Origin of the sequence: Pseudoxanthomonas sacheonensis (assembly GCF_010093305.1) — a bacterium.
GTDB classification, from domain to species: Bacteria; Pseudomonadota; Gammaproteobacteria; order Xanthomonadales; family Xanthomonadaceae; genus Pseudoxanthomonas_A; species Pseudoxanthomonas_A sacheonensis.
The window spans coordinates 33,053-55,084 of record NZ_PDWS01000014.1 but is presented as its reverse complement, the minus strand read 5'-3'; the positions used below and the strand labels follow the sequence as shown (position 1 = coordinate 55,084).

The window sequence follows — 22,032 nt, the reverse complement described above, 5'->3', positions numbered from 1 at the left end:
GCTCCTAAAAAAAGCCGGCGCCCGCATAAGGAAGCGCAATGATCGAAACCATCACCGAACTCGATGCGCTGCGCGCGCGGGTCAATGGCTGGAAGCGCGAGGGGCTGCGGGTCGGCTTCGTGCCGACCATGGGCAATCTGCACGCCGGCCATTACTCGCTGGTGATGCTGGCGCGGCAGTACGCCGACCGCGTGGTGTCCAGCGTGTTCGTCAATCCGACCCAGTTCGGTCCCAACGAAGACTTCACCCGTTATCCGCGCACGCCCGAAGCCGACACCACCGGGCTGGAAGGCGCGGGCTGCGATGTGCTGTGGTTGCCGACGGTGGAATCCATGTATCCCTTCGGCGTCGAACTGGCCGCCAGGATCAACGTGCCTGGCGTCAGCAGCGTGTTGGAAGGCGCGCACCGCCCCGGCCACTTCGACGGCGTCTGCACGGTGGTCACACGCCTGTTCAACCAGGTGCAGCCCGATGTGGCCGCGTTCGGCAAGAAGGATTTCCAGCAGCTGGCCGTGATCCGGCAGATGGTGACCGACCTGGCTTTCCCCATCGAGATCCTGGGCGGCAGCATCGTGCGCGAAAGCGACGGGCTGGCGATGAGTTCGCGCAACCAGTACCTGTCGGCGGAGGAGCGTCCGATCGCGGCCGAGATACGCAGGACGCTGCTGGCGATGCGCGCCGCCGTAGCGTCCGGACAACCCCGTCTGGAGGTGGAGGCGGAAGCTTCCCGCAGACTGGCCGCGGCCGGTTTCGCCGTGGATTACGCGGCGGTCAGGCGTCCAGACCTGAGCGAGCCGGAAGACGGCGAAAAATCGGCCAGGGTCGCGCTGATCGCGGCCAAGCTGGGCAGGACCAGGCTGATCGACAATCTGGAGTTCTAGTTTCTTCTCCCCTCGGGGGAAGAGCCTGCCCCGTACTTGATGCGGGGTGCCCGGAGGGCGGACGCCGCGCAGCAAGCACTCTTGGGGCGTGAGGGTATGGCTAAGCGACGACCTGCCGCTTTGTGGAGTCCGGCAATGAGCGGCTTTGCGGATGCAGCTGGATTGCCGTGATCTGTGACTCCGTCTCTCCGCCGTACCCTCACCCCAACCCCTCTCCCGATGGGAGAGGGGCTTTTAAGCATTCAATTGCTAAACTCCATTCCCCCTCGAAAAGTTTGCGCAGCCATGCAGCTCAGCCTCCTGAAAGCCAAGATCCACCGCGCCACCGTCACCCACTCCGAACTCAACTACGAAGGCTCCGTCGCCATCGACGCGCTGCTGCTGGAAGCCAGCGGCATCCGCGAGTTCGAGCAGGTGCATGTCTGGGACGTGACCAACGGCAGCCGCTTCAGCACCTATGCGCTACGCGCCGACGAGGGCAGCGGCATCATCTCCTTGAACGGCGGCGCCGCACGGCATGTGCAGGTCGGCGACCTGGTGATCATCGCCGCCTTCGCCTCCATGAGCGAACAGGAAGCGTCCGTGTTCAAGCCGAACCTGGTCTATGTCGATGCCGACAACCGCATGACCCACACCAACCATTCCATTCCCAAGCAGGCGGCATGAGCATGAAGCCGGGCTTCGACACGCTGCAATCCCACGCTTCCCGCCTGCTGGGCGAAAAACCGCCGTCGTTGTTGGCGAAGGATCCGATGCGCGCGCGCGATTTCGCGTTGCGCCAGGGACCGCTGTACTTCAATTTCGCGCGGCAGTCCTACGACCGCGATGCGCTTGCCGCGCTGCTCGGCCTGGCGCAATCGCGCGACATGGCTGGCGCGTTCCGGCGCTTGTTCGACGGAGAGAAAGTCAACGTCACCGAAGGCCGCGCCGCGCTGCATACGGCTCTGCGCGGCAACCATTCGGGCGCGGCGATGGCGCGCGAAGCCTATGCGACCGCCAGTGCGACCCGCCAACGCATGGGAGCGGTGGTCGCGGAGCTGGAGGCCAGCGGCATCACCGATATCGTCAGCGTCGGCATCGGCGGTTCCGACCTGGGGCCGCGACTGGTGGCCGACGCGCTGCGCGCGCCGACGGGCGGCCGTTTCCGCGTGCATTTTCTTTCCAACGTGGACGGCGCCGCCGCGCAACGCACGCTGGCGCCGCTGGATCCGGCGCGCACCGCCGCCATCCTGATCTCCAAGACCTTCGGCACGCAGGAAACGCTGCTCAACGGCGGCATCCTGCGCGACTGGTTGGGCGGCAGCGAGCGCCTGTATGCGGTCAGCGCCAATCCGGAACGCGCCGCCAGCGCTTTCGACATCGCTTCCGAGCGCGTGTTGCCGATGTGGGATTGGGTGGGCGGCCGCTATTCGCTGTGGTCGGCGGTTGGGTTGCCGATCGCGCTGGCGATCGGTTTCGATCGGTTCGAAGAGCTGCTGGGGGGGGCGTCGGAGTTCGACGCGCATGTATTGGATTCGCCGCTGGAAGCCAACATCTCGGTTCGCCATGCATTGACGGCCGTGTGGAACCGCAACGTTCTGGGCCACGCGGCGCACGGCGTGATGACCTACGACCAGCGCCTGGCCTTGCTGCCCGCCTATCTGCAGCAGCTGGTGATGGAAAGCCTGGGCAAGTCGGTGAAGCTGGACGGCGGCGCGGTGGAAGTGGACACGGTGCCGGTATGGTGGGGCGGGGCGGGCACCGATGTGCAGCACAGTTTCTTCCAGGCCTTGCATCAGGGCACGCAAATCGTGCCGCTGGATTTCGTCGGCACCCTCCGCAACGACGATCCGTATGCGGAAAACCATCTGGCGTTGATGTCCAATCTTTTCGCCCAGGCCGAAGCGCTGGCCAACGGCCAGTCCAGCGACGATCCGCATCGCGCCTACGCAGGCGGCCGGCCCAGTACGCTGATACTGCTGGACGCACTGACGCCGCAGTCGCTGGGTGGACTGATCGCCATGTACGAACACAGCGTTTACGCGCAGTCCGTGTTGTGGGGCATCAACGCCTTCGATCAGTTCGGTGTGGAGCTGGGCAAGCAGTTGGCCAATGGGTTGTTGCCGGCGTTGCGTGGCGAGGTCGAGGCGAGCGATCCGGTGACCAAGGTGCTGTTGGCGGAGCTGAAGGCGCGGGCCTAAAAAAACCAGCCGTCATCAGCCCAAAAAAACCAGTCGTCATCCCAGCGAAAGCTGGGATCCATCTTGATTTTCGCAGGATGTATCAGACACAAACGCAAACAGAAGCAGAATCAAGATCAAAATGGATCCCAGCTTTCGCTGGGATGACGACTTCGGGGTTTTTCTTGGTTTCTGTAGGTCCGTCACCCATGCCGCGCCAAAGCCCACCCCACATGCTCCCGCACCACTTCGGAATCATGGTCCCGGCGTGAAGCAAGCGCCGCCGTCACCGCTGGCGTAGCCGGCGCATTCCCCAATCCCACCGCGATATTGCGCAACCAGCGCTCGTACCCGCTGCGGCGGATCGCCGACCCCTCGGTGCGGCTGAGGAACTCGGCTTCCGACCATGCGAAAAGCTGCGGCAGGGTCGCCGTATCGAGATCGTTCCGCGCGCGGAAATCGGGCTCGTCCGTGCGTTTGGCGAACTTGTTCCATGGGCACACCAGCTGGCAGTCGTCGCAGCCGAAGATGCGGTTGCCGATGGCAGGGCGAAGTTCTTCGGGAATCGAGCCTTCGTGCTCGATGGTCAGGTAGGAAATGCAGCGGCGCGCATCCAGCCGGTAGGGTGCGACGATGGCCTGGGTGGGGCAGATGTCGATGCAGCGCGTGCAGGTGCCGCAATGCGCGCTGGCGGGTACATCGACCGGTAGCGGCAGGTCGACATAGATCTCGCCCAGGAAAAACCATGAGCCGCCGTCCTTGTCGATCAGGCAGGTGTGCTTGCCGATCCAGCCCAGGCCTGCATTTCTTGCCAAAGCACGTTCCAGCACCGGCGCCGAGTCCACGAATACGCGATGGCCGAACGGGCCGACTTCCTGCTGGATCCGTTCCGCCAGTTTCTGCAGGCGCTGCCGCATCAGCTTGTGGTAATCGCGGCCCAGCGCGTAGCGGGCGACATAGGCGCGTTCGCCGTTTTCCAGCGTGGTCCAGGCTTCTTCGCCATCGTTGCGGCCGTAGTCCAGGCCGACCGAGATCACCCGCAAGGTGCCCGGAATCAGCTCGTCCGGCCGTGCGCGCTTGTCGCCATGGCGCGCCATCCAGTCCATCGAGCCATACAGGCCCTTGGCCAGCCAGTCGCGCAGATGGGTTTCGTCCTCGCCCAGTTCGATGCCGGCGATCCCGCAGCGCTGGAAGCCGAGTTCCCGCGACAGCGCACGCACGCGCTGGGCGAGTGCGGCTGGATCCGGTGCGGCGGCGAAGGGCAAGGACATGGGTCAAGTATAGAATCCACGCCATGTACGGATTGCTGCCCCTGTTCGACACCCACGCCGCCCGCTTGCTCGATGCCCGCGCGACGGCGTTGCTGGGAGGCGACGGTTATGTGCTGATGCAGCGGGCCGGACAGGCCGCCTGGCAGCATCTGCTGCAGAACTGGCCCGCCGCGCAGCGCATCACCGTGGTCTGCGGGCCCGGCAACAACGGCGGCGATGGCTACGTGCTGGCGCGCCTGGCGCACCGCTCTGGCCGCGCCGTGAAAGTGCTGCATCTGGCCGAACACGTGCCCGGCACGGCACTGTCCCAGCGCGCATGCACCGACTATGTGGCGGTCGGCGGAGAGATCGCGATTTTCCCCGATGCCATACCGCAAGGCGATGTGGTGGTGGATGCTCTGTTCGGTATCGGCCTGTCGCGTCCGCCCGATGCGTTCGCCACGGCACTGATCGACGCCATCAACGGGCAATCGGCGCCGGTGCTGGCGCTGGATGTGCCCAGCGGATTGGACGCCGACAAGGGGGCGGCGCCCGGCAAGGCCGTCTTTGCTTCGCGCACCTTGCAGTTCATCGCGCGGCATGCGGGGTTGTGGACGGGTGAAGCGCTCGAACACACGGGCGAGCTCGCATTGGAGGGATTGGAGGTTCCGGGCGAGACTTTTTCCACCGTCGAATCCAGTGCGTCGCTGCTTACCCCCGAAGCGCTGTCGTATTGGTTGCTGCCGCGTCGCCGCAACACGCACAAGGGCGAGTCGGGCAGGGCGCTGTGCATCGGCGGCGATCATGGGCATGGCGGGGCCATCCTGTTGTGCGCCGAGGCGGCCCTGCGCAGCGGCGCGGGTCTGTTGAGCGTGGCGACTCGCGAATCGCACGTGCCGGCGATGCTGGCGCGGCGTCCGGAAGCGATGGCCCGCGGCGTGGAGTCGGGAGACGAGCTGAAACCGCTGTTTTCAGGCGTCGGTGCGATAGCTATCGGCCCCGGCCTCGGCAAGGACGATTGGGGTCGCGCCATGCTCAAGCTGGCGCTGGCGGCCGGCAAGCCGCTGGTGCTGGATGCCGATGCGCTGAACCTGATCGCCGCCGAGCCCCATGCGCTTGCCGATGCGATTCTGACCCCGCATCCAGGCGAAGCGGCACGCCTGCTCGGCATCGAAACGGCCGAGGTGCAGCGTGATCGATTCGCCGCGGCGCAAGCTATTGCAGAGCGTTACCAGGCGGTCGCCGTGCTCAAGGGCGCGGGCACGATCATCGCTGCGCCCGGGCAGACGCCGCGCGTGCTGGATGCCGGCAACCCAGGCATGGCGGTCGGCGGCATGGGCGATGTGTTGACCGGCGTGATCGTGGCTTTGCGGGCGAGCGGCCTGTCCGCTTTCGATGCGGCCAGTGCAGGTGCGCTGCTGCATTCGCTCGCCGGCGACGCCGCCGCGGAAGAGGGCGAGCGCGGGCTTTTGCCTTCGGATCTCTTCCCCCACCTGCGACGTCTTGCCAATCCGGAGGGGATCGATTGATGCATCTGCAGCTTCCCGCAAGCGAAGCGACCGAGGCACTGGGCCGCGCGCTGGCGTCCACGCGCCCGGCGCATGCGGTCGTGCATCTGCAAGGCGATCTGGGCGCTGGCAAGTCGACGCTTGCGCGCGCGTTGCTGCGGGCGCTGGGCGTAGAAGGTGCGATCCGCAGCCCGACCTACACTCTGGTGGAGCGGTATCCCATTCCCGAAGGCGAGGCCTGGCACCTGGATCTTTACCGCATCGGTGATGCGGGAGAACTGGATTTCCTGGGCCTTGACGACGCGATGGCCACCCTGTGGCTGGTGGAGTGGCCGGAGCGTGCGGGCGCTGCGTTGCCCAAAGCCGATCTGCGCGTGGAGTTGGCTACTCAGGGCATGGGCCGGGAGGCCCGGCTGCTGGCTGGCACGGCGACAGGCGAGCGCTGGCTGGAACAGCTGGCCGCTGCGGCCGAAGTTGCAGCGCTATCTTCCCGGGCACAACAGGAAGTTCCGGCAGGTTACGGATTATTAAGGGAAAAGTAGTTGCATTCCTTGGCGGATGGTGCTTGAATCCGCCGCATGCATAAGGGGATCACCCGTTTCGGCAGCACCACGGTGGGCATCGCGCTCGCCTTGGGTGTCGCGTGCCCCGTTTTGGCCGGCGAAGTCCGCAGTGTCAGCGTCGATACGGGCGCCACCGGCACCCGCGCCGAGATCCAGCTGGAAGGCAAGGGCGAGTACAGAACCCTGTCCCTGGCCGGTCCGGATCGACTGGTCGTCGATCTGCCTGCTTCCACAGCCGTGCGCGGCCTGAAGCTTCCGGCGGGCGCCGGCATAGTCAAGTCGGTGCGCACCGGCCAACCGACGCCGGATACCTTGCGCATCGTGTTCGATCTTTCGTCTTCGGTCGTGGCCATGAAGCCGCGTCTGGAACCCACCGCCAGCGGCGCGCGGCTGGTGTTGGAATGGCCCGGCGACGGTCCTGCGTCCGTAGCGACGGTAGCGAAAGCGACGGCGGCCGATTCTTCGCCTGCTACGCAACAAGCTGGCACGCCGCAAACCCCCGCGCAACAAACCAGCACCCAAGCAGCGGCACAAGCGACCGCGGCTTTGACCTCCGCCGCCGTGCAACAGGCTGCGGCCAAACCGCCGGCGGTTTTGCCGCAACTCTCCCCGCAAGCGATTCTCAACGGGCAAAGTACGCAGGCGGTGGTCCCTGCCGGCACAAGCGAGCCTCGTACCGGGCCGGCGCCGGCGCCGACACAACCGGCGCCTGTCCAATACACCATCGCGACCGGCGTGCCCGCACCCGCTACAACTGCGGCCTCCACGCCAACCGAAACCGCTTCCGCTAGCACCGAGCCCGCCTACAAGCCGATGCCGCAGGTACCGATGCGCGCCGGCATGCGTCCGCTGGTGATAGCCATCGACGCCGGACACGGCGGTCAGGACCCTGGCGCGCAAGGCCCCACCGGCAAGCGTGAAAAAGACGTCACCCTGGCGATGGCGCGCGAACTGGCGCGGCAGATCAACGCCACTCCGGGCATGAAGGCCTATCTGGTGCGCGATGGCGACTATTTCATCCCGCTGCCCCAGCGTGCGCAGAAGGCGCGCGCCAACAAGGCGGACATGTTCGTCTCCATCCATGCCGACGCCGCCGAAAACCGCAGCGCGCGCGGTTCGTCGGTGTACGTGCTTTCGCTCAAGGGCGCTTCCTCGCAGCGGGCGCGCTGGTTGGCGGACAAGGAAAACTCCTCCGACCTGGTTGGTGGCGTGCGTCTGCAGCAGGTGGACAACACCCTGTCCTCGGTCCTGCTGGACCTGGCCCAGAGCGGGCACATGAAAGCGTCGGAGGACGCCGCCAGCCACGTGCTGGACGGCCTGAAGCGCGTGGGCAACAACCACAAGCCGAACATCGAACGCGCCAACTTCGCCGTGCTGCGCACTTCCGACATGCCGGCAATGCTGGTGGAGACCGCCTTCATCTCCAACGCCGACGAAGAGCGGCGCCTGACCGACCCGGCCTACCAGCGCAAGGTGGCGGGCGCGGTGCTGGACGGCGTGCAGACCTATTTCCCCCGCCAGCCGCCGCCGGGCACGTTGTTCGCGGCGCGCGCCGCCGCCGCCGACGCGGCATCCCGCACCACCGCGAGCATCGGCAGCGCGGGCGCACCGTAAGCTCCACCCCTTCGGCTATCATCACGTCTGTTCTCCCGACGGCGCCCGCGCGTCGCCATCCGACCGTGCAGATCCGCCAACTCCCCGACACCCTAATCAACCAGATCGCCGCAGGCGAGGTGGTCGAACGTCCTGCGTCCGTGGTCAAGGAACTGGTCGAAAACGCGCTGGATGCGGGCGCGCTGCGCATCGACATAGACCTTGAGGAAGGCGGCATTCGCCTTATCCGCATCCGCGACGACGGCGGCGGCATAGCCCCGGAGGAATTGCCGCTGGCGGTCGCCCGCCACGCCACCAGCAAGATCGCCTCGCTGGACGATCTGGAAGCGGTGGCCACGCTCGGTTTCCGCGGCGAGGCCTTGCCTTCGATCGCCTCGGTCAGCCGTTTCTCGCTGTCCTCGCGCCGCGCCGGCGACGAGCATGGCTCGTCGCTGCGGGTCGAAGGCGGCAAGCTGGGCGAGATAGCCCCCAAAGCGCAGGCGCCCGGCACCACGGTGGAAGTGCGCGAACTGTTCTACAACGTGCCGGCACGGCGCAAGTTCCTGCGCGCCGAGCGTACCGAACTCAGCCACATCGAGGAATGGTTGCGTTCGCTGGCGCTTGCGCGCCCGGATGTGGAATTGCGCGTCAGCCACAACGGCCGTCCATCGCGCCGCTACAAACCCGACCTGCTGGACGCCTCGCTGCGTTTGAACGAAACCTTGGGCGAAGATTTCGCGCGTCAGGCCTTGCGCGTCGAGCATGCGGCGGCCGGGCTGCGCCTGCACGGCTGGATAGCATTGCCGAGTTACTCGCGTGCCAGCGCAGACCAGCAATACCTCTATGTAAACGGCCGCGCGGTGCGCGACCGCAACATCGCCCATGCGGTGAAGATGGCTTACCAGGATGTGCTGTTCCACGGCCGCCAACCGGCCTACGTGCTGTTTCTGGAAATCGACCCGCTGCGCGTCGACGTCAACGTGCATCCGGCCAAACACGAAGTCCGTTTCCGCGACACGCGGCTGGTGCACGATTTCGTCTATCGCGCCTTGCAGGACGCGCTGGCCGAAACGCGCGCCGGTGCGATCGCGGCAGCCACTCAAGGGGCTGCGGACAGGGCGCAGTATCCGGGCGCTGCGGTTGGGTTCGGTTCGCCGCAGCCGTGGTCGCCGACGCAACAGTCGCCACTGGGCCTGAGCGTCGGCGAAGCTCCTGCAGCCTATGCGGCGCTCTACTCTCAATCGGGCGCCTCGCAGGCGTTCTTCCCGGAAACGTTCTCTTCGGATGCGGTCTCTCCGCAGGCGTTCGCCTCGCAGTCTCCCGAGCAGCGTTTGCCCGTCAGCAGCGATGCCGCTATTCCTCCGCTGGGCTACGCCATCGCGCAACTGCACGGTATCTATATCCTGGCCGAGAACGCGGACGGCTTGATCGTCGTGGACATGCATGCCGCGCACGAACGTATCGGTTACGAGAAATTGAAGAGCGCACACGACGGCATAGGTCTGCATTCGCAACCGCTGCTGGTGCCGTTCAATCTGGTAGTGGCCGAGCGCGAAGCGGAGGTCGCCGAACGCGAAGCGGAAACGCTGGCCGCGCTGGGTTTCGATGTGACCCGCAGCGGTCCGCAATCGCTCAGCGTGCGCAGCGTGCCCGCATTGCTGGCGCAAGCCGAGCCGGAGGGCCTGTTGCGCGATGTGCTGACGGACCTGCGCGAGCACGGCGAAACCAGGCGCATAGCCGCCGCACGCGACGAGCTGCTTTCCACCATGGCTTGCCACGGCGCGGTGCGCGCCAATCGCCGCCTGACCATTCCGGAAATGAACGCGCTGCTGCGCGAAATGGAGATCACCGAACGCTCGGGCCAGTGCAATCACGGCAGGCCTACCTGGGCGCGTTTTTCGCTGGCCGAAATCGATCGCTGGTTCATGAGGGGACGCTGATATGGGGAAGCTCGCGCGATACGCGATGGCCGGGTCGATGTTGCTGGCGCTCGCCGCCTGCAGCGGTGGTGCGGACGACTCCGCTACGGGCAAGGCCGGGCCCGCCCCCGATCCGAATTTCCTCGCCGACAACGCCATCTGGCGCAATGAGCGCAAACAGGATCTGCTGAAGCCCGATGGCTGGACCAGTCTGGTGGGTCTGCATTGGCTGGAACTCAAGGCCCATTACGTCGGTAGCAGCGCCGGTAGCGGAATCCGCCTGGCGGTAGGTCCGCCGAAGCTGGGTATGGTGGAACAGCGCGATGGACACATCTATCTCACGCCGGAGAGCGGCGTTGCTCTGACCCTGAATGGCGAACCCTTGACCGGCAAGGGCAGGGTCGAGCTGAAAACCGATCACGATCCGGCGCCCAGTCTGGTCGGTTTCGACGAGGGCAAGGGGCTGTTGAGCGTGATCAAACGCGGCCAACGCTTCGGCCTGCGCATCAAGTACGCCGATGCTCCCACCCGCCTGCAGTTCACCGGGCTCGACTACTGGCCTGCCGATCCGGAATGGAAAATCGTCGGCAAGTTCGTCCCGCACCCGCCCGGCAAGACACTGCCCATCGTCGACATCATCGGCACTTCCACCGATGCGCCCAACCCGGGAGCGGTGGAGTTCGTACGCGAGGGCAAGACCTACCGCATCGAAGCGATGGGCGAACCGGGCAACGAACTTTTCCTGGTCTTCGCCGATCGCACCAGCGGCCACGGCAGCTATCCGGCGGGCCGCTTCATCGACACGCCAGGCCCCGATGCCCAGGGCAAGGTGGTGCTGGATTTCAACCGCGCCTACAACCCGCCCTGCGCCTTTACGACCTTCGCGACCTGTCCTTTGCCGCCGCCCGAAAACCGTCTGGATCTGGCCATCACCGCCGGCGAAAAGACCTACGCCTCCCCTCCCGCAACCTTGTGACCAGGACACCCATGCGTCTACTTCCCTCCCGCCGCTTCAAGCCGGTACTGCTGGCCGCGCTGGTCACCCTGGCTTTCGGCGTCAATGCGGACGCGGCCAAATCGCCGACCGTCGCTGCGCCGCCCGTCCCGCTGTTATGGAAGGTATCCGACGCCGACAATTCGGTGTACCTGCTGGGTTCGTTCCATTTGCTCAAGCCCGACGATTACCCGCTTTCCAAAGACGTGGATGCGGCTTTCGCCGATGCCGAATCGCTGGTGTTCGAGATGGCGCCGGAGGAGATGTCCTCTCCCGCGCTGGGCATGCAGATGGGGCAGGCGGCGCTGCGCACCGATGGCACGCAACTCGATAGCGAACTTCCGGCCACCACCGTCGCATTGCTGGGCGCATGGCTGGCCGCCAATGGTCCGGAACTGCAGAAAATGGGCCTGACACCGCAGGTGGTGCAGCTGTTCGAACCATGGTTCGTCGGCCTCACCATCACCATCACCGAAATGACCAAGCAGGGCCTGGATCCGAAACTCGGGCTGGATTCGCACCTGGCCGCGTTGGCGACGGAAGCGGGAAAGCCGACTGCGGGACTGGAAACAGGCGCGCAGCAGATAGCGTTCCTCGACGGGATGAGCAAGGAAGAACAGCTTCAGTTCCTTGCCGAGGCCTTGTCGGAATCCAAGGATGCGAAGGAAGAAACCGCCAAGCTGCACGCCGCATGGCGCGCCGGCAAGGCCGATGTGCTGTGGCAGGACATGGCCGTGCAGATGAAGAAGGAATATCCGAAGCTGTATCAGCGCATCAACATAGCGCGTAATGACGCATGGGTGCCGAAAATCGAGAAACGCCTGGCCGACTCCGACAAGGACGACACTCTGGTGGTGGTAGGCGCGTTGCATTTGCTGGGGCCGGATGGCGTGGTCGAAAAGCTGCGCGCCAAGGGCTACAAGGTCGAGCGCATCTGCACGCCCTGCAACCTGCCGGAACAGCGCTGATCGCGGTGTCCGATCGCTGTTCTTGTAGAGCCGAGCTTGCTCGGCTGCTCTAGTGCTTGATCGTCAACGGTAGAGGCAGCCGAGCAAGCTCGGCTCTACAAGGAAACTGCGTAGCTTCGCCGGGTACGGCCGTCACGACTGCCGGAGCACGTGTATCTCGATGCAGTCCACCGGACAGGCGGGCAGGCACAATTCGCAGCCGGTACACAGTGGTTCTATCACCACATGCATATGTTTGGCGCCGCCGATGATGGCGTCCACCGGACATGCCTGGATGCATTTGGTGCAGCCGATGCAATCGGCTTCGACGATCAGCGCGACGGCAGGAGGTTTGTGCGATCCGCGCGTCCGGTCGTAGGGCAGGACCGCCGTCGATAGAACATGCGCGAGCGCCCGTGCGCCCGCATCGCCGCCGGGCGGACAACGGTCCACGCCCGCCTCATGCAGAGCCATCGCTTCGGCATAGGGGCGGCAGCCGTCGAAGCCGCATTGCCCGCATTGGGTCTGCGGCAGAATGCGGTCGAGGCGGTCGGCAAGGGCAAGGTCCACGACGTCCGTACCCGCGCCGGAATCAGCGAACCGGCATCCCGGGTTCGGCGGTATCGTCCGCGTCCAGCAGGGCCAGCGCGCCGCCGTCGAAGCCTGCCGACAGGATCATGCCTTCGCTGGTGCCGAAGCGCATCTTGCGCGGCGCCAGGTTGGCGATGAAGACCACGCTGCGGCCCACCAGCTTTCCGGGCTCGCCGTAGCTCGCCCGGATGCCGGAAAAGATCTGGCGTTTGCCCAACTCACCCGCCTCCAGCTCGAAGCGCAGCAGCTTGTCGGAGCCTTCCACGAACTCGCAGGCGACCACCTTGCCAATGCGCAGGTCGAGTTTGGCGAAATCCTCCATCGAGACGAAAGCGTTCGTCTTGGTCCCATCTGGAGTGGCGGCCGTCGCTTTCTTGGCGTCTTCCTTGGGTGCGGCCGGTCTGGTTTCCGGTGACGCGGCCGGCGGTGCGCCCATGGTGTCTTTCGAGGCTTCGGTCATGGCGTCGATCTGTTTCGGGTCGATACGGGTGAACAGCGGCGAGTAGGGCTTGACCGCGTGCGCCAATAGCGGCGTGTCCAGATCCTGCCAGGCATAGACGGGTGCGGCGAGGAAGGCTTCGGCCTGGGTCGAGGTATGCGGCAGGATCGGCTTCAGGGCGGCGGCCAGCACACGGAACAGATTCAGGCCCTGCGTGCACACTGCCTGCAGCTCCGCATCGGCGCCGTCCTGCTTGGCGATGACCCACGGCTTGTTGTCGTCGATATAGCGGTTGGCTTCATCGGCCAGCGCCATGGTCTGGCGGATCGCGCCGGCCGGGTCGTTGCGTTCGTAAGCCTCGCGGATCGGCGCCAGTGCTGCGACGAAGCGCGCATACATCGCAGCATCGGGCAGCGTATCGGCCAGTCGCCCGTCGAATCGCTTTTCGATGAAGCCGGCGCAGCGGCTGGCCAGATTCACGAACTTGCCGACCAGATCCGCGTTGACGCGCGCGATGAAATCGCCCAAGTTGAGATCAAGGTCGTCGACACCGCCGGAAGATTTGGCGGCGTAGTAGTAGCGCAATGCTTCCGGCTCCAGACCAACGTCGAGGAAAGTACGGGCCATGACGAAAGTGCCGCGCGACTTGGACATCTTGGCGCCGTCCACGGTCAGGTAGCCGTTGACGTGCAGGCGCGTCGGTGCGCGGAAACCCACGCCCTTGAGCACCGCCGGCCAGAACAGGCCGTGGAAGTTGACGATGTCCTTGCCGATGAAGTGGTGCAGTTCGGTTTCGGTGCCGGCGATCAGGTGCGATTCGAAATCGATGCCGTTGCGCGCGCACAGATTGCGGAAACTGCTCAGGTAACCGATGGGCGCATCCAGCCAGACGTAGAAATATTTCCCAGGCGCGCCGGGAATTTCGAAGCCGAAATACGGTGCATCGCGGGAAATGTCCCATGCGCGCAGGCCGCCCTCGGCGTCCAGCCATTCCATCAGCTTCGCCTTGACGCCGGACAGTGCCACATCGCCGGCCATCCACTCGCGCAGGAACGATTGGAAGCGGCCCACTTCGAAGAAATAGTGCTCCGAATCGCGCAGCTCTGGGGTCGCGCCGGACAGGACCGATTTGGGTTCCTTCAGGTCGGTCGGCGCGTAGGTGGCGCCGCAGTTCTCGCAGTTGTCGCCGTACTGGTCGGGCGTGCCGCAGTTGGGACAGATGCCCTTGATGTAGCGGTCCGGCAGGAACATGCCTTTTTCCGGATCGAAGAATTGGGCCACGCTGCGGCGCGCGATGTGGCCGCCGGCTTCCAGCCGCGCGTAGAACGTCTCGGTGAGCTCGCGGTTGGCGGCCGAGTGGGTCGAATCGTAATGGTCGAAAGCCACGCCGAATGCCGCGAAGTCGCGCTCGTGCGAGGCCTGCATGCCGGCGATGAAGGTTTCCGGGGTCACTCCCGCCTTTTCGGCGGCCAGCATGATGGGCGTGCCATGGGTGTCGTCCGCGCACACGAACCAGGCGGTGTCGCCGCGCAGGCGCCGGGCGCGCACCCAGATATCGGCCTGGATATAGCCGACCAGATGGCCCAGGTGCAGGGGGCCGTTGGCGTAGGGCAGGGCGGTGGTGACGAGGGCGGTGCGGGTCATGGCGGAGTTCGTGGGGCGATCCGGCGATTATCGCATGCGCCGCGAAAAGCCCTCCCGCAAAAAAGCTCCGGCCCGACTTGAGCCGGGCCGGAAGGGACTGTCGTTGCGGTGAGGCTGTCGCGTTATTCGCGGACCCAGGTCTGCGCGCGGCAGATGAAGGCGATACAGCCCGAGACATCCAGCTTGTTGCCGCCGGCCTGCAGTTCGGCCTTGGATTTGTAGGTCTTGCCGTTGGCCGGATCCAGGATGGTGCCGCCGGACCATTCGTTGGCGCCGTCGGCCTTCAGGTTCCAGAGGATGGTCATGCCCTTGACCGGCTTGTTCTTGTTGCTGCCCGAGCACTTGTCGCAGACCGGGTTGGGGCCGCGTTCGGAATACAGGACCTCGACCACCTTGCCGCTGTAGTTGCCGTTGGCGGCCTTGGAGATCTCGACGATCGACTTCACCTTGCCGGTCTTGTCGTCGATGGTCTTCCAGCGCCCGGTGGCATCGGCGGCCATGGCCGACATGGAGAACGCCAGCAGTGGCAGGGCAAGCAGTGTGGCGATCGATTTGTTGCGCATGTTCCCCTCCCAGGGATGAGTTGGTCGGCCATTGGCCCGGAAAACCGCATAGGGCCAGACGGCTTCTTTATACCGCATTCGGGTGAGTATGGAAGCCGCGACGCCCGCCTGTTCAGTTTCCAGAAAAGGCCTGGCCATTGGCCGGGCCCGAAAATATCAGGGCATGCGATCAAGCGGCCGGCGCGTTTATTTGGCCGTGGCGGTCCCAGTCGCGCCAGCCCCGCCGATATGCCGCGCGAAGAAGTTCAACATTTCGGTATACAGCTTGAGATTGTTTTCTTCTTTATAGAAGCCGTGCATTTCTCCGGACTGGATGATCATGCCCTCCGGCGGATTACCGGCTGCGATCAGTGCCTTGTTCATCGCTTCGGTTTGTTCGGGTACTGCACGTGCATCGCGTGCGCCGGCCGCTAGATAGACCGGAATCTTTATATCCTTGACCAGACTGGTCGGGGAAGTGGCGCGCAGCTCCGTTTTGTCGGTACCCAACGTACGGCGCAGATAGCGCAATCCGGACTCGCGCTGCGGGATATCGCCCTTGTCGAACATCATCTCCATGTCGTAGACGCCTACGTAGCCGAATGCGCACTTGAACAGGTCCGGTTCGCGCGCCGGCGCCATCAGCGACGAATAACCGCCGAAACTGCCGCCGTAGATGCAGATACGATCCTTGTCGGCGTAGCCCTGCTTAATGGCCCAATGCGTCGCGTCCAGAATGTCGTTCTGGATGCCCTGTCCCCATTGCCTATGGCCGGCATCCTGGAACGCCTTGCCGTACCCGCCGGATCCGCGGAAATTGACCTGCAGCACCAGGTAGCCGCGGTTGGCGAACATCTGGGTTTCAGAGTTGAAGCCCCAGTCGTCGCGCGGGCCGATCGGGCCGCCGTGGGGATTCACGATCATGGGCAGATTCTTGCCGTTAGAACCGTGCGGAATGGTCAGGTAGCCGTAGATCTGCTTGCCGTCGCGCGAGGTGAACGAGAATGGCTTGACCGATGCCATCTTTTTCTTGTCCAGCCACTGTCGGCCCTGCATCAGGAAGCGCGCCTGGCCGGTATTGCGGTCGTACAAGTACAGTTCGCCTGGATTGCTGTCGCTGTACACGGAGACGACGATCTGTTTGCCGTCTTGCGTAAAGCTGGAGAAATCGACCATCTGTCCGGGGAAGGCGGCAGCCAGCGACGCGTATAGCTCCGAATCCGGGTGCGATTCATCGATCAATTTTACGTTGGGCGCGCCTGCTTCCGTGGCGACGGCGATCAGACGTTGTTGATCCGTGGACCACACCATGTTGGAAATGTCGGCTACTTTGTCTTGGAACAACGGCTTGAATTCGCCCGTCGTGGTGTCGAGCGTGCCGATGGCCGCCGGGCTCTTGTCGTCGCTCTGCCGGGCGTAAACCGTGCCGTCCGGCGCCGTGCGCACTACCGACAAGTGCTTTCCGTCGGTTTTCGAAGCGCTGATCAGGGTCCATTTTCCGGAATCGTCGCGACGGTACAGCTCGGAGCGTTCGTCATACTCTCCGTCCTCGTTCTTGCTGGACGAACATACTGCGAAGCGGGGCTGTTTGGCGGCATCCAGGGCGATCCCGCAGTTTTCTTTGGGCGCACGCGCCAGCGATTTGCGCCGACCGCTGATGGTGTCCATCAACACTACTTCTGTCCCGGAACCCTCCGAAGAGCGAGGGTAATAGACCTCCATAACCACGTTCAGGTCGTCATCAATTAACGTATCGAGTAGGGAGAAGCGCTCGTTTCCAACGGTTTTTCCCCGTTGGGTGGCGTCGCGCGTGCCGCGGAAAATCAACGGCTGCGGCTTGGTGCCGTCGGCATTGACCGCGAACCACTCGCCGGTGCCAAAGGGTTGTTCGTATTTTCCGAGTTTGCGCACCGCATTGAACATCAGGCGATCGGCGCTGGTCCAATAAAAACTACCGACGCTTTTTTCATCCGGGAGCTGGTTGAGCTTGACTACGCTGAGATCTTTGGTGCGCAGTACGGTCAAGATATCCTGATCGCCACGGTCCACCGTCATGGCGAGGTATTCGCCCGTGGGCGAAATCTTCGCGCTGCTGTAGGTCGGATGCTTGACGAAATCCTGGATGGGGATCAAATCGGGTGCGGCGTAAGCGCCGCATGAAGCCGATGCCATCGCGGCCAATACTATGGCTCGAATGCATTTCATGAATATCTCCCTTTAACTAAAGAATTGGCTCCCGATGACTTATGGCACCGGATGGCTTTCAACTCGCCAAAAAAGAGCCCGGCTCACGCCGGGCTCTGGGAAACGCATCGAACGTATTCAGTTGAACTTGTATTCGACCTGTGCGGAGATCTCGCGGCCCAACGGGCTGTAGGCCCTCCAGAAGTACGGATAGGTATTGAAACCGCTGTCCTTCGGGTGGAACTTGTTGAAGACGTTGTTCACGAACAACGAAACCTCCATCTTCTCGGTGATCTGCTTGCTGACGTTGAGGTTCCACAGCACGTATGGGGCGATGCGGCCGGTTTCTTGCCAGTTCGGAAGGCTTCCGTAACGGGTGGCGAACACATTGGCGCTCCAGTCGTCCAGGCTCCAGGCCACCGAGCCACGGACGCGGCTGCGGAAGTCGAAGTTGCTGAGATCGTCGCGCCAGTCTTCTTCGAGCGCATCGGTGGCGAACGGCTGCCGCTGGCTCTTGAGCGTGTGGGTCCAGGCCAGATCGAAGCCGAAATCGCCGAAGCGATCCGTATCCAGCCGATACTTGAACGCGGCGTCGATGCCCGTTACCCGCTGATAGGCCTGGTTGACCGGGCCGCTGCGGATATTGGTCACTCGATCGGTGGGCTCGCCCGGCGCGACTTCGCGGGTCACACGGCTCAGGATTTCCTGGCAGAAGCCCGAATCCAGCGCATAAGGGTAAGGCTGGCGCGTGCGGGTCAAGCCGGTGCGGCAGCCGCCTTCAGCGTCGATGATGTACGTGCTGCTGAGCGTGGTGACCGCGCCTTTCAGGCGGATATCGTAGTAGTCCACGGACACGGACATGCCATCGATGATGTCCCAGACCACGCCCGCCGACCAGGATTTTCCGGTTTCCTCTTCCAGGCTCGGTTCGCCCCTGCTGGTGGCGAACATGGAGTAGGTATAGGTGGTCGCAGCACAGGCAGGCGTGCCGGGCGTCAGGCCGGCGTTGAGGCAACGATAGGTATCCAGCGTATTGGTGAACGAGCCGCTGCCTTCGTTGTAGATGAAGTGCATGTCGGGCGCTTTGAAGCTGGTGGAGTAGTTGCCGCGGAACAACAGACTATCCAAAGGCCTGAATTCCAGGCCGGCGCCCCAGGTCTTGGCGTCATCGACCTGGGTGATGTCGTCGTACTTGTCCAGGCGTCCCGACAGGCTCAGGTCGAGCATGCTGAAGACTGGAACTCGGAATTCCGCACCGATGGCATAACGATCGCGATCGCCGCCGCCGTTGGTGCCGGTCAGGTTGTAGACGGTACGGTTGGTCGGCAGGATGCCTTCGGGCGAGCGTAGCTTGTAGCCCTGCTGCGTGCCTTCCAGAGTCGCGGCGAAACCTACCGGACCTGCAGGCAGGTTGAACAGGTCGCCGGATATCACAAAGCTACCCTGGTTGACCCAGGACTTGGCTTCGTACTTGAGAATGGTCGACAGGCTGCGGTATTGCTCGGGAGTCAGAGGCGAATACCAGCGGTCCAGATTGATGAGGTAACGCGGGGTGCCAGTGGTGTTCAGGCGTGGGCCCAGAAACCATTCGGTGACCGCCGAACCGTCGAAACGCGGCCGGGTGCGGTCGGCCTGGTACTCGGCGCGGCCGATGGTGAAATCCCAATCGAATCGGTCGAAGATCGTGCCGCGCAGGCCGAACGCCGCGTCCAGCGATTTCTCGGTGAACTTCTGCAACGTAGCTTCCACGCCGCCGAGTTCCTGCGGGGTGAAGATGCGCTGCAGGGTTACGTTGGCGTTGATGCCGGGATTGGTCGCGAATATGGTGCCGACGGTGCCGGTGCCGTCGATGTGGGCGCCGAGGAAGGTTTCCAGGCCGCCGGTGAGATCCGACTTGGAATGGTAGCCCTGCAGGCTGGCCCAGGCTTCGATGCCGTTGTCGAAGTTGTAAGTGCCGTAGAGGTAACCCGACCAATCGTCGTTGCCGTTGGCGATCGACTGATAGCCTACATCGTTCCAGTAACCGCAGGTGGTGCCTGTGGTCGTCACTACGCCAGTGGTGGCGTTGACGGTACGGAACGTGTGCGTGACGTATTCGTCGTTGAAACGTTCGCAGGTGCCTGCAGGAGGGGTGAAAATGGAATTGGTGCCGCCAGCGCTGCGCGCGATGCGCAAGGTGCCCACGGGTTGTGCCGGCAGGGTGTTGGTGACGTCCGGTAACGGATTGTCGGCGCGTGAATCCATGAAATCGCGTTGGTAGGCATACACCGTCTCGTCATTGAATTTTTCGAGAGCGTAGGTGATGGACCAATTTTCTCCGGTCTTGCCGCCGACCCATTGAAAATCGGCGAAGTCGCCGCCGCCGGTGGTGAGGGTGCCGGTGCGCAGCTTCAGTACGTCGCCTTCGTAGTTGGTCTTCAGGATGACGTTGACCACGCCGGCGACCGCGTCGGAGCCATAGATCGCAGAAGCGCCGCCGGAAAGGATTTCGATCCGGTCCACCGCTGCGGTTGGGATATTGCCGAAGTTCTGGAAGTTGCTCTGTCCGTTGTAGGGGAACGGGTAGTCGGCGGCGCGACGACCGTTGATCAACAGTAGCGTACGTCCCGGGCCAAGTCCGCGCAGGTTGACCACGCTGCCGTTCGGGGTGAAGCCGCCGGCTGAATTCAGCTCGTTCTGCACCGCGCCGAAGTTCTGGGTGATGGTCTTCAGTGCGTCGTTGACGGACACGAAGCCTTCTTTTTCGATCTGCGCCGTGGAGATCACCGTTACCGGAGAAGGCCCTTCGAGCTGCGAGCGGGAGATGCGGGAGCCGGTCACGACCACTTTGTCGAGGTCGACGGCGCTGTCGGAGCTGCTCGATTGGGACTTGTCCTCTTGTTTCGCGTCAGCTTGCTGCGCAAATGCTGACCCGGCAGCAGGCAATAGAATCGCGGTAAGCAGCGCTGCGCTCAAACGGCACCGCTTGGGTGACACTTGGATACCTCGTGACATGCTTGAATCCCCTAGTCTGATCAAAAGTAAACGACTAACCCTGCGGCAGTCCCTCGCCCTTAGTCGCAATGTCCGTCCCCTTACGGCTGAAAATTAACACGTGATTAACGCTATGTGTAAATTTTGTGAAATAACATCAAATGACACTTGTGAATCAGCAAATACGCTGCGTCGATTATTTAGGTAAAAGCAAAATGTTAGAGAAACTGAGAAAATGAGATCTGATTGATTTTTAGCTGGAGATAACAGCAAATTGGACGAAAATAAGCTGCGGATACAGTCTCACGCGGTCCAGCCCGGCCTGGCTCCCATCGCTCGGGTACGTAATGTGATTGCGGTGGGCTCGGGTAAAGGGGGGGTAGGCAAATCCACTACCGCCGTAAATCTGGCTCTAGCTTTGCACGCCGATGGTGCAAAAGTCGGGATTCTCGACGCCGACGTCTACGGCCCCAGCATCCCCACCATGCTTGGCCTGAGCGGCAAGCCGGACAGCCCGGACAACAAGTCCATCGAGCCGATGCGGGCGTTCGGGATCGAAACCATGTCGATCGGGTTTCTGGTCGATGCCGACACGCCGATGATCTGGCGGGGGCCGATGGCGACGTCGGCGCTGACCCAGCTGTTCACCGACACCCTGTGGGGGGATCTGGACTACCTGTTGATCGATCTGCCGCCCGGCACGGGCGACATCCAGCTGACGCTGGCGCAGAAGATCCCGGTGGCGGGGGCGGTCATCGTCACCACCCCGCAGGACATCGCCACGCTGGATGCGAAAAAAGCGCTGAAGATGTTCCAGAAAGTGGAAGTGCCGGTGCTGGGGATCGTCGAAAACATGGCCCTGCATGTCTGCTCGAACTGCGGGCACGAAGAACATCTGTTCGGCGAAGGCGGCGGCCAGCGCATGGCCGCGCAGTACGGCGTCCCCCTGCTGGGTTCGCTGCCGCTGGATATCGCCATCCGCGAACAGGGCGACGCCGGCCAGCCAGTGGTGATCGCCGCGCCGGAATCGGCGGTGGCCCAGGCGTACCGGCAGACCGCCCGCGCCATGGCCGCGCAACTGGCCTTGCGTCCGCGCGCGTCGATCCCCATCGCCTCGTCGCTGGTCTGAGACCGGCCGCGGCGCCTCGGCTAGAATTGGCGGCTTCGAATCCATAACGCCCGGCCGACCGGCCACAGGAAACAACGAATGAGCATCAAGAGCGACCGCTGGATCCGCCGCATGTCTGAGCAGCACGGCATGATCGAGCCGTACGAGCCCGGACAGGTGAAGCAGGTCAACGGCGAACGCATCGTCAGCTACGGCACTTCCAGCTACGGCTACGACGTGCGCTGCTCGCGCGAGTTCAAGATCTTCACCAACATCAACTCGACCATCGTCGATCCGAAGCATTTCGACAGCGGCAGCTTCGTCGACGTCAACGCCGATTCCTGCGTGATACCGCCCAACAGCTTCGCGCTGGCGCGTACGGTGGAATACTTCCGCATCCCGCGCAGCACCCTGGTGGTCTGCCTGGGCAAGAGCACCTACGCGCGCTGCGGCATCATCGTCAACGTGACGCCGCTGGAGCCGGAGTGGGAAGGGCATGTGACCCTGGAATTCAGCAATACCACGCCGCTGCCCGCGCGCATCTACGCCAACGAGGGCGTGGCGCAGATGCTGTTCTTCGAATCGGACGAAGTCTGCGAAACCAGTTACAAGGACCGTGGCGGAAAATACCAGGGCCAGACCGGCGTCACCCTGCCGCGTACCTGACCCAATCCTGTGTAGGAGCGGGCCCTGCCCGCGACGCTCTCTACGTGCGCCGCCAAGAGCGTCGCGGGCAG

At 63.7% G+C, this 22,032-nt stretch carries 17 protein-coding genes; 11 read left to right on the top strand and 6 right to left on the bottom strand.

Translation table 11 applies throughout. From position 1 onward, the window contains the following. The first annotated feature begins 38 nt into the window (after nt 1–38). The 3 genes from panC to pgi all read left to right on the top strand — a co-directional run bounded on the left by panC (nt 39) and on the right by pgi (nt 3,061). A complete protein-coding gene (panC, locus tag CSC73_RS12595; RefSeq protein WP_163840782.1) occupies nt 39–881 on the top strand; it encodes a pantoate--beta-alanine ligase in 843 nt (280 codons plus the stop codon). 285 nt (nt 882–1,166) lie between these two features. Further along, nucleotides 1,167–1,547 (top strand): aspartate 1-decarboxylase, encoded by a 381-nt coding sequence (gene panD / locus CSC73_RS12590; protein ID WP_163840781.1) that lies wholly within the window; start codon nt 1,167–1,169, stop codon nt 1,545–1,547. Continuing rightward, nucleotides 1,544–3,061, top strand: coding sequence for a glucose-6-phosphate isomerase (gene pgi / locus CSC73_RS12585; protein ID WP_163840780.1), 1,518 nt, complete (start codon nt 1,544–1,546; stop codon nt 3,059–3,061). The genes panD and pgi overlap by 4 nt, the downstream gene beginning before the upstream one ends. 182 nt (nt 3,062–3,243) lie before the next feature. Here the strand turns inward: pgi and queG are convergent, their stop codons facing one another. Further along, nucleotides 3,244–4,311 carry a tRNA epoxyqueuosine(34) reductase QueG gene (gene queG, locus CSC73_RS12580; protein ID WP_163840779.1) on the bottom strand — a complete coding sequence of 356 codons (1,068 nt, stop codon included), beginning with the start codon at nt 4,309–4,311 and terminating at the stop codon, nt 3,244–3,246. Between the two features lie 23 nt (nt 4,312–4,334). On the opposite strand from queG, the gene CSC73_RS12575 reads away from it, so the two are divergent. From CSC73_RS12575 to CSC73_RS12550, 6 genes are all read left to right on the top strand, one after another. Beyond that, nucleotides 4,335–5,819 carry an NAD(P)H-hydrate dehydratase gene (locus CSC73_RS12575; protein WP_163840778.1) on the top strand — a complete coding sequence of 495 codons (1,485 nt, stop codon included), beginning with the start codon at nt 4,335–4,337 and terminating at the stop codon, nt 5,817–5,819. After that, nucleotides 5,819–6,340, top strand: coding sequence for a tRNA (adenosine(37)-N6)-threonylcarbamoyltransferase complex ATPase subunit type 1 TsaE (gene tsaE, locus CSC73_RS12570; protein WP_211840887.1), 522 nt, complete (start codon nt 5,819–5,821; stop codon nt 6,338–6,340). The genes CSC73_RS12575 and tsaE overlap by 1 nt, the downstream gene beginning before the upstream one ends. A gap of 36 nt (nt 6,341–6,376) precedes the next feature. Then, nucleotides 6,377–7,975: an N-acetylmuramoyl-L-alanine amidase gene (locus CSC73_RS12565; protein ID WP_163840776.1), complete on the top strand. Its 1,599-nt coding sequence runs from the start codon at nt 6,377–6,379 to the stop codon at nt 7,973–7,975. Nucleotides 7,976–8,040: 65 nt separating this feature from the next. After that, nucleotides 8,041–9,894 (top strand): DNA mismatch repair endonuclease MutL, encoded by a 1,854-nt coding sequence (gene mutL, locus CSC73_RS12560; protein WP_163840775.1) that lies wholly within the window; start codon nt 8,041–8,043, stop codon nt 9,892–9,894. Between the two features lies 1 nt (nt 9,895). Next, on the top strand, nt 9,896–10,849 hold the full coding sequence (locus CSC73_RS12555; RefSeq protein ID WP_163840774.1) for a DUF1684 domain-containing protein: 954 nt from the start codon (nt 9,896–9,898) through the stop codon (nt 10,847–10,849). Nucleotides 10,850–10,860: 11 nt separating this feature from the next. Then, nucleotides 10,861–11,835 (top strand): TraB/GumN family protein, encoded by a 975-nt coding sequence (locus tag CSC73_RS12550; protein ID WP_163840773.1) that lies wholly within the window; start codon nt 10,861–10,863, stop codon nt 11,833–11,835. 132 nt (nt 11,836–11,967) lie between these two features. Here the strand turns inward: CSC73_RS12550 and rnfB are convergent, their stop codons facing one another. From rnfB to CSC73_RS12525, 5 genes are all read right to left on the bottom strand, one after another. Further along, nucleotides 11,968–12,384, bottom strand: coding sequence for an Rnf electron transport complex subunit RnfB (gene rnfB / locus CSC73_RS12545; RefSeq protein ID WP_163840772.1), 417 nt, complete (start codon nt 12,382–12,384; stop codon nt 11,968–11,970). 22 nt (nt 12,385–12,406) lie between these two features. Continuing rightward, nucleotides 12,407–14,488: a methionine--tRNA ligase gene (gene metG, locus CSC73_RS12540; protein ID WP_163840771.1), complete on the bottom strand. Its 2,082-nt coding sequence runs from the start codon at nt 14,486–14,488 to the stop codon at nt 12,407–12,409. Nucleotides 14,489–14,610: 122 nt separating this feature from the next. Continuing rightward, nucleotides 14,611–15,051 carry a DUF2147 domain-containing protein gene (locus CSC73_RS12535; RefSeq protein WP_163840770.1) on the bottom strand — a complete coding sequence of 147 codons (441 nt, stop codon included), beginning with the start codon at nt 15,049–15,051 and terminating at the stop codon, nt 14,611–14,613. A gap of 186 nt (nt 15,052–15,237) precedes the next feature. Further along, nucleotides 15,238–17,235 carry an alpha/beta hydrolase family protein gene (locus tag CSC73_RS12530; protein ID WP_163840769.1) on the bottom strand — a complete coding sequence of 666 codons (1,998 nt, stop codon included), beginning with the start codon at nt 17,233–17,235 and terminating at the stop codon, nt 15,238–15,240. 117 nt (nt 17,236–17,352) lie between these two features. Next, nucleotides 17,353–20,034: a TonB-dependent receptor domain-containing protein gene (locus CSC73_RS12525; protein ID WP_246197511.1), complete on the bottom strand. Its 2,682-nt coding sequence runs from the start codon at nt 20,032–20,034 to the stop codon at nt 17,353–17,355. A gap of 442 nt (nt 20,035–20,476) precedes the next feature. Here CSC73_RS12525 and apbC point away from each other — a divergent pair, with 442 nt between their 5' ends. Both apbC and dcd read left to right on the top strand, forming a co-directional pair. After that, complete coding sequence (apbC, locus tag CSC73_RS12520; RefSeq protein WP_425502315.1) at nt 20,477–21,316, top strand: iron-sulfur cluster carrier protein ApbC; 840 nt, start codon at nt 20,477–20,479, stop codon at nt 21,314–21,316. 78 nt (nt 21,317–21,394) lie between these two features. Further along, a complete protein-coding gene (gene dcd / locus CSC73_RS12515) occupies nt 21,395–21,961 on the top strand; it encodes a dCTP deaminase (RefSeq protein ID WP_093280459.1) in 567 nt (188 codons plus the stop codon). Nucleotides 21,962–22,032: the final 71 nt, after the last annotated feature.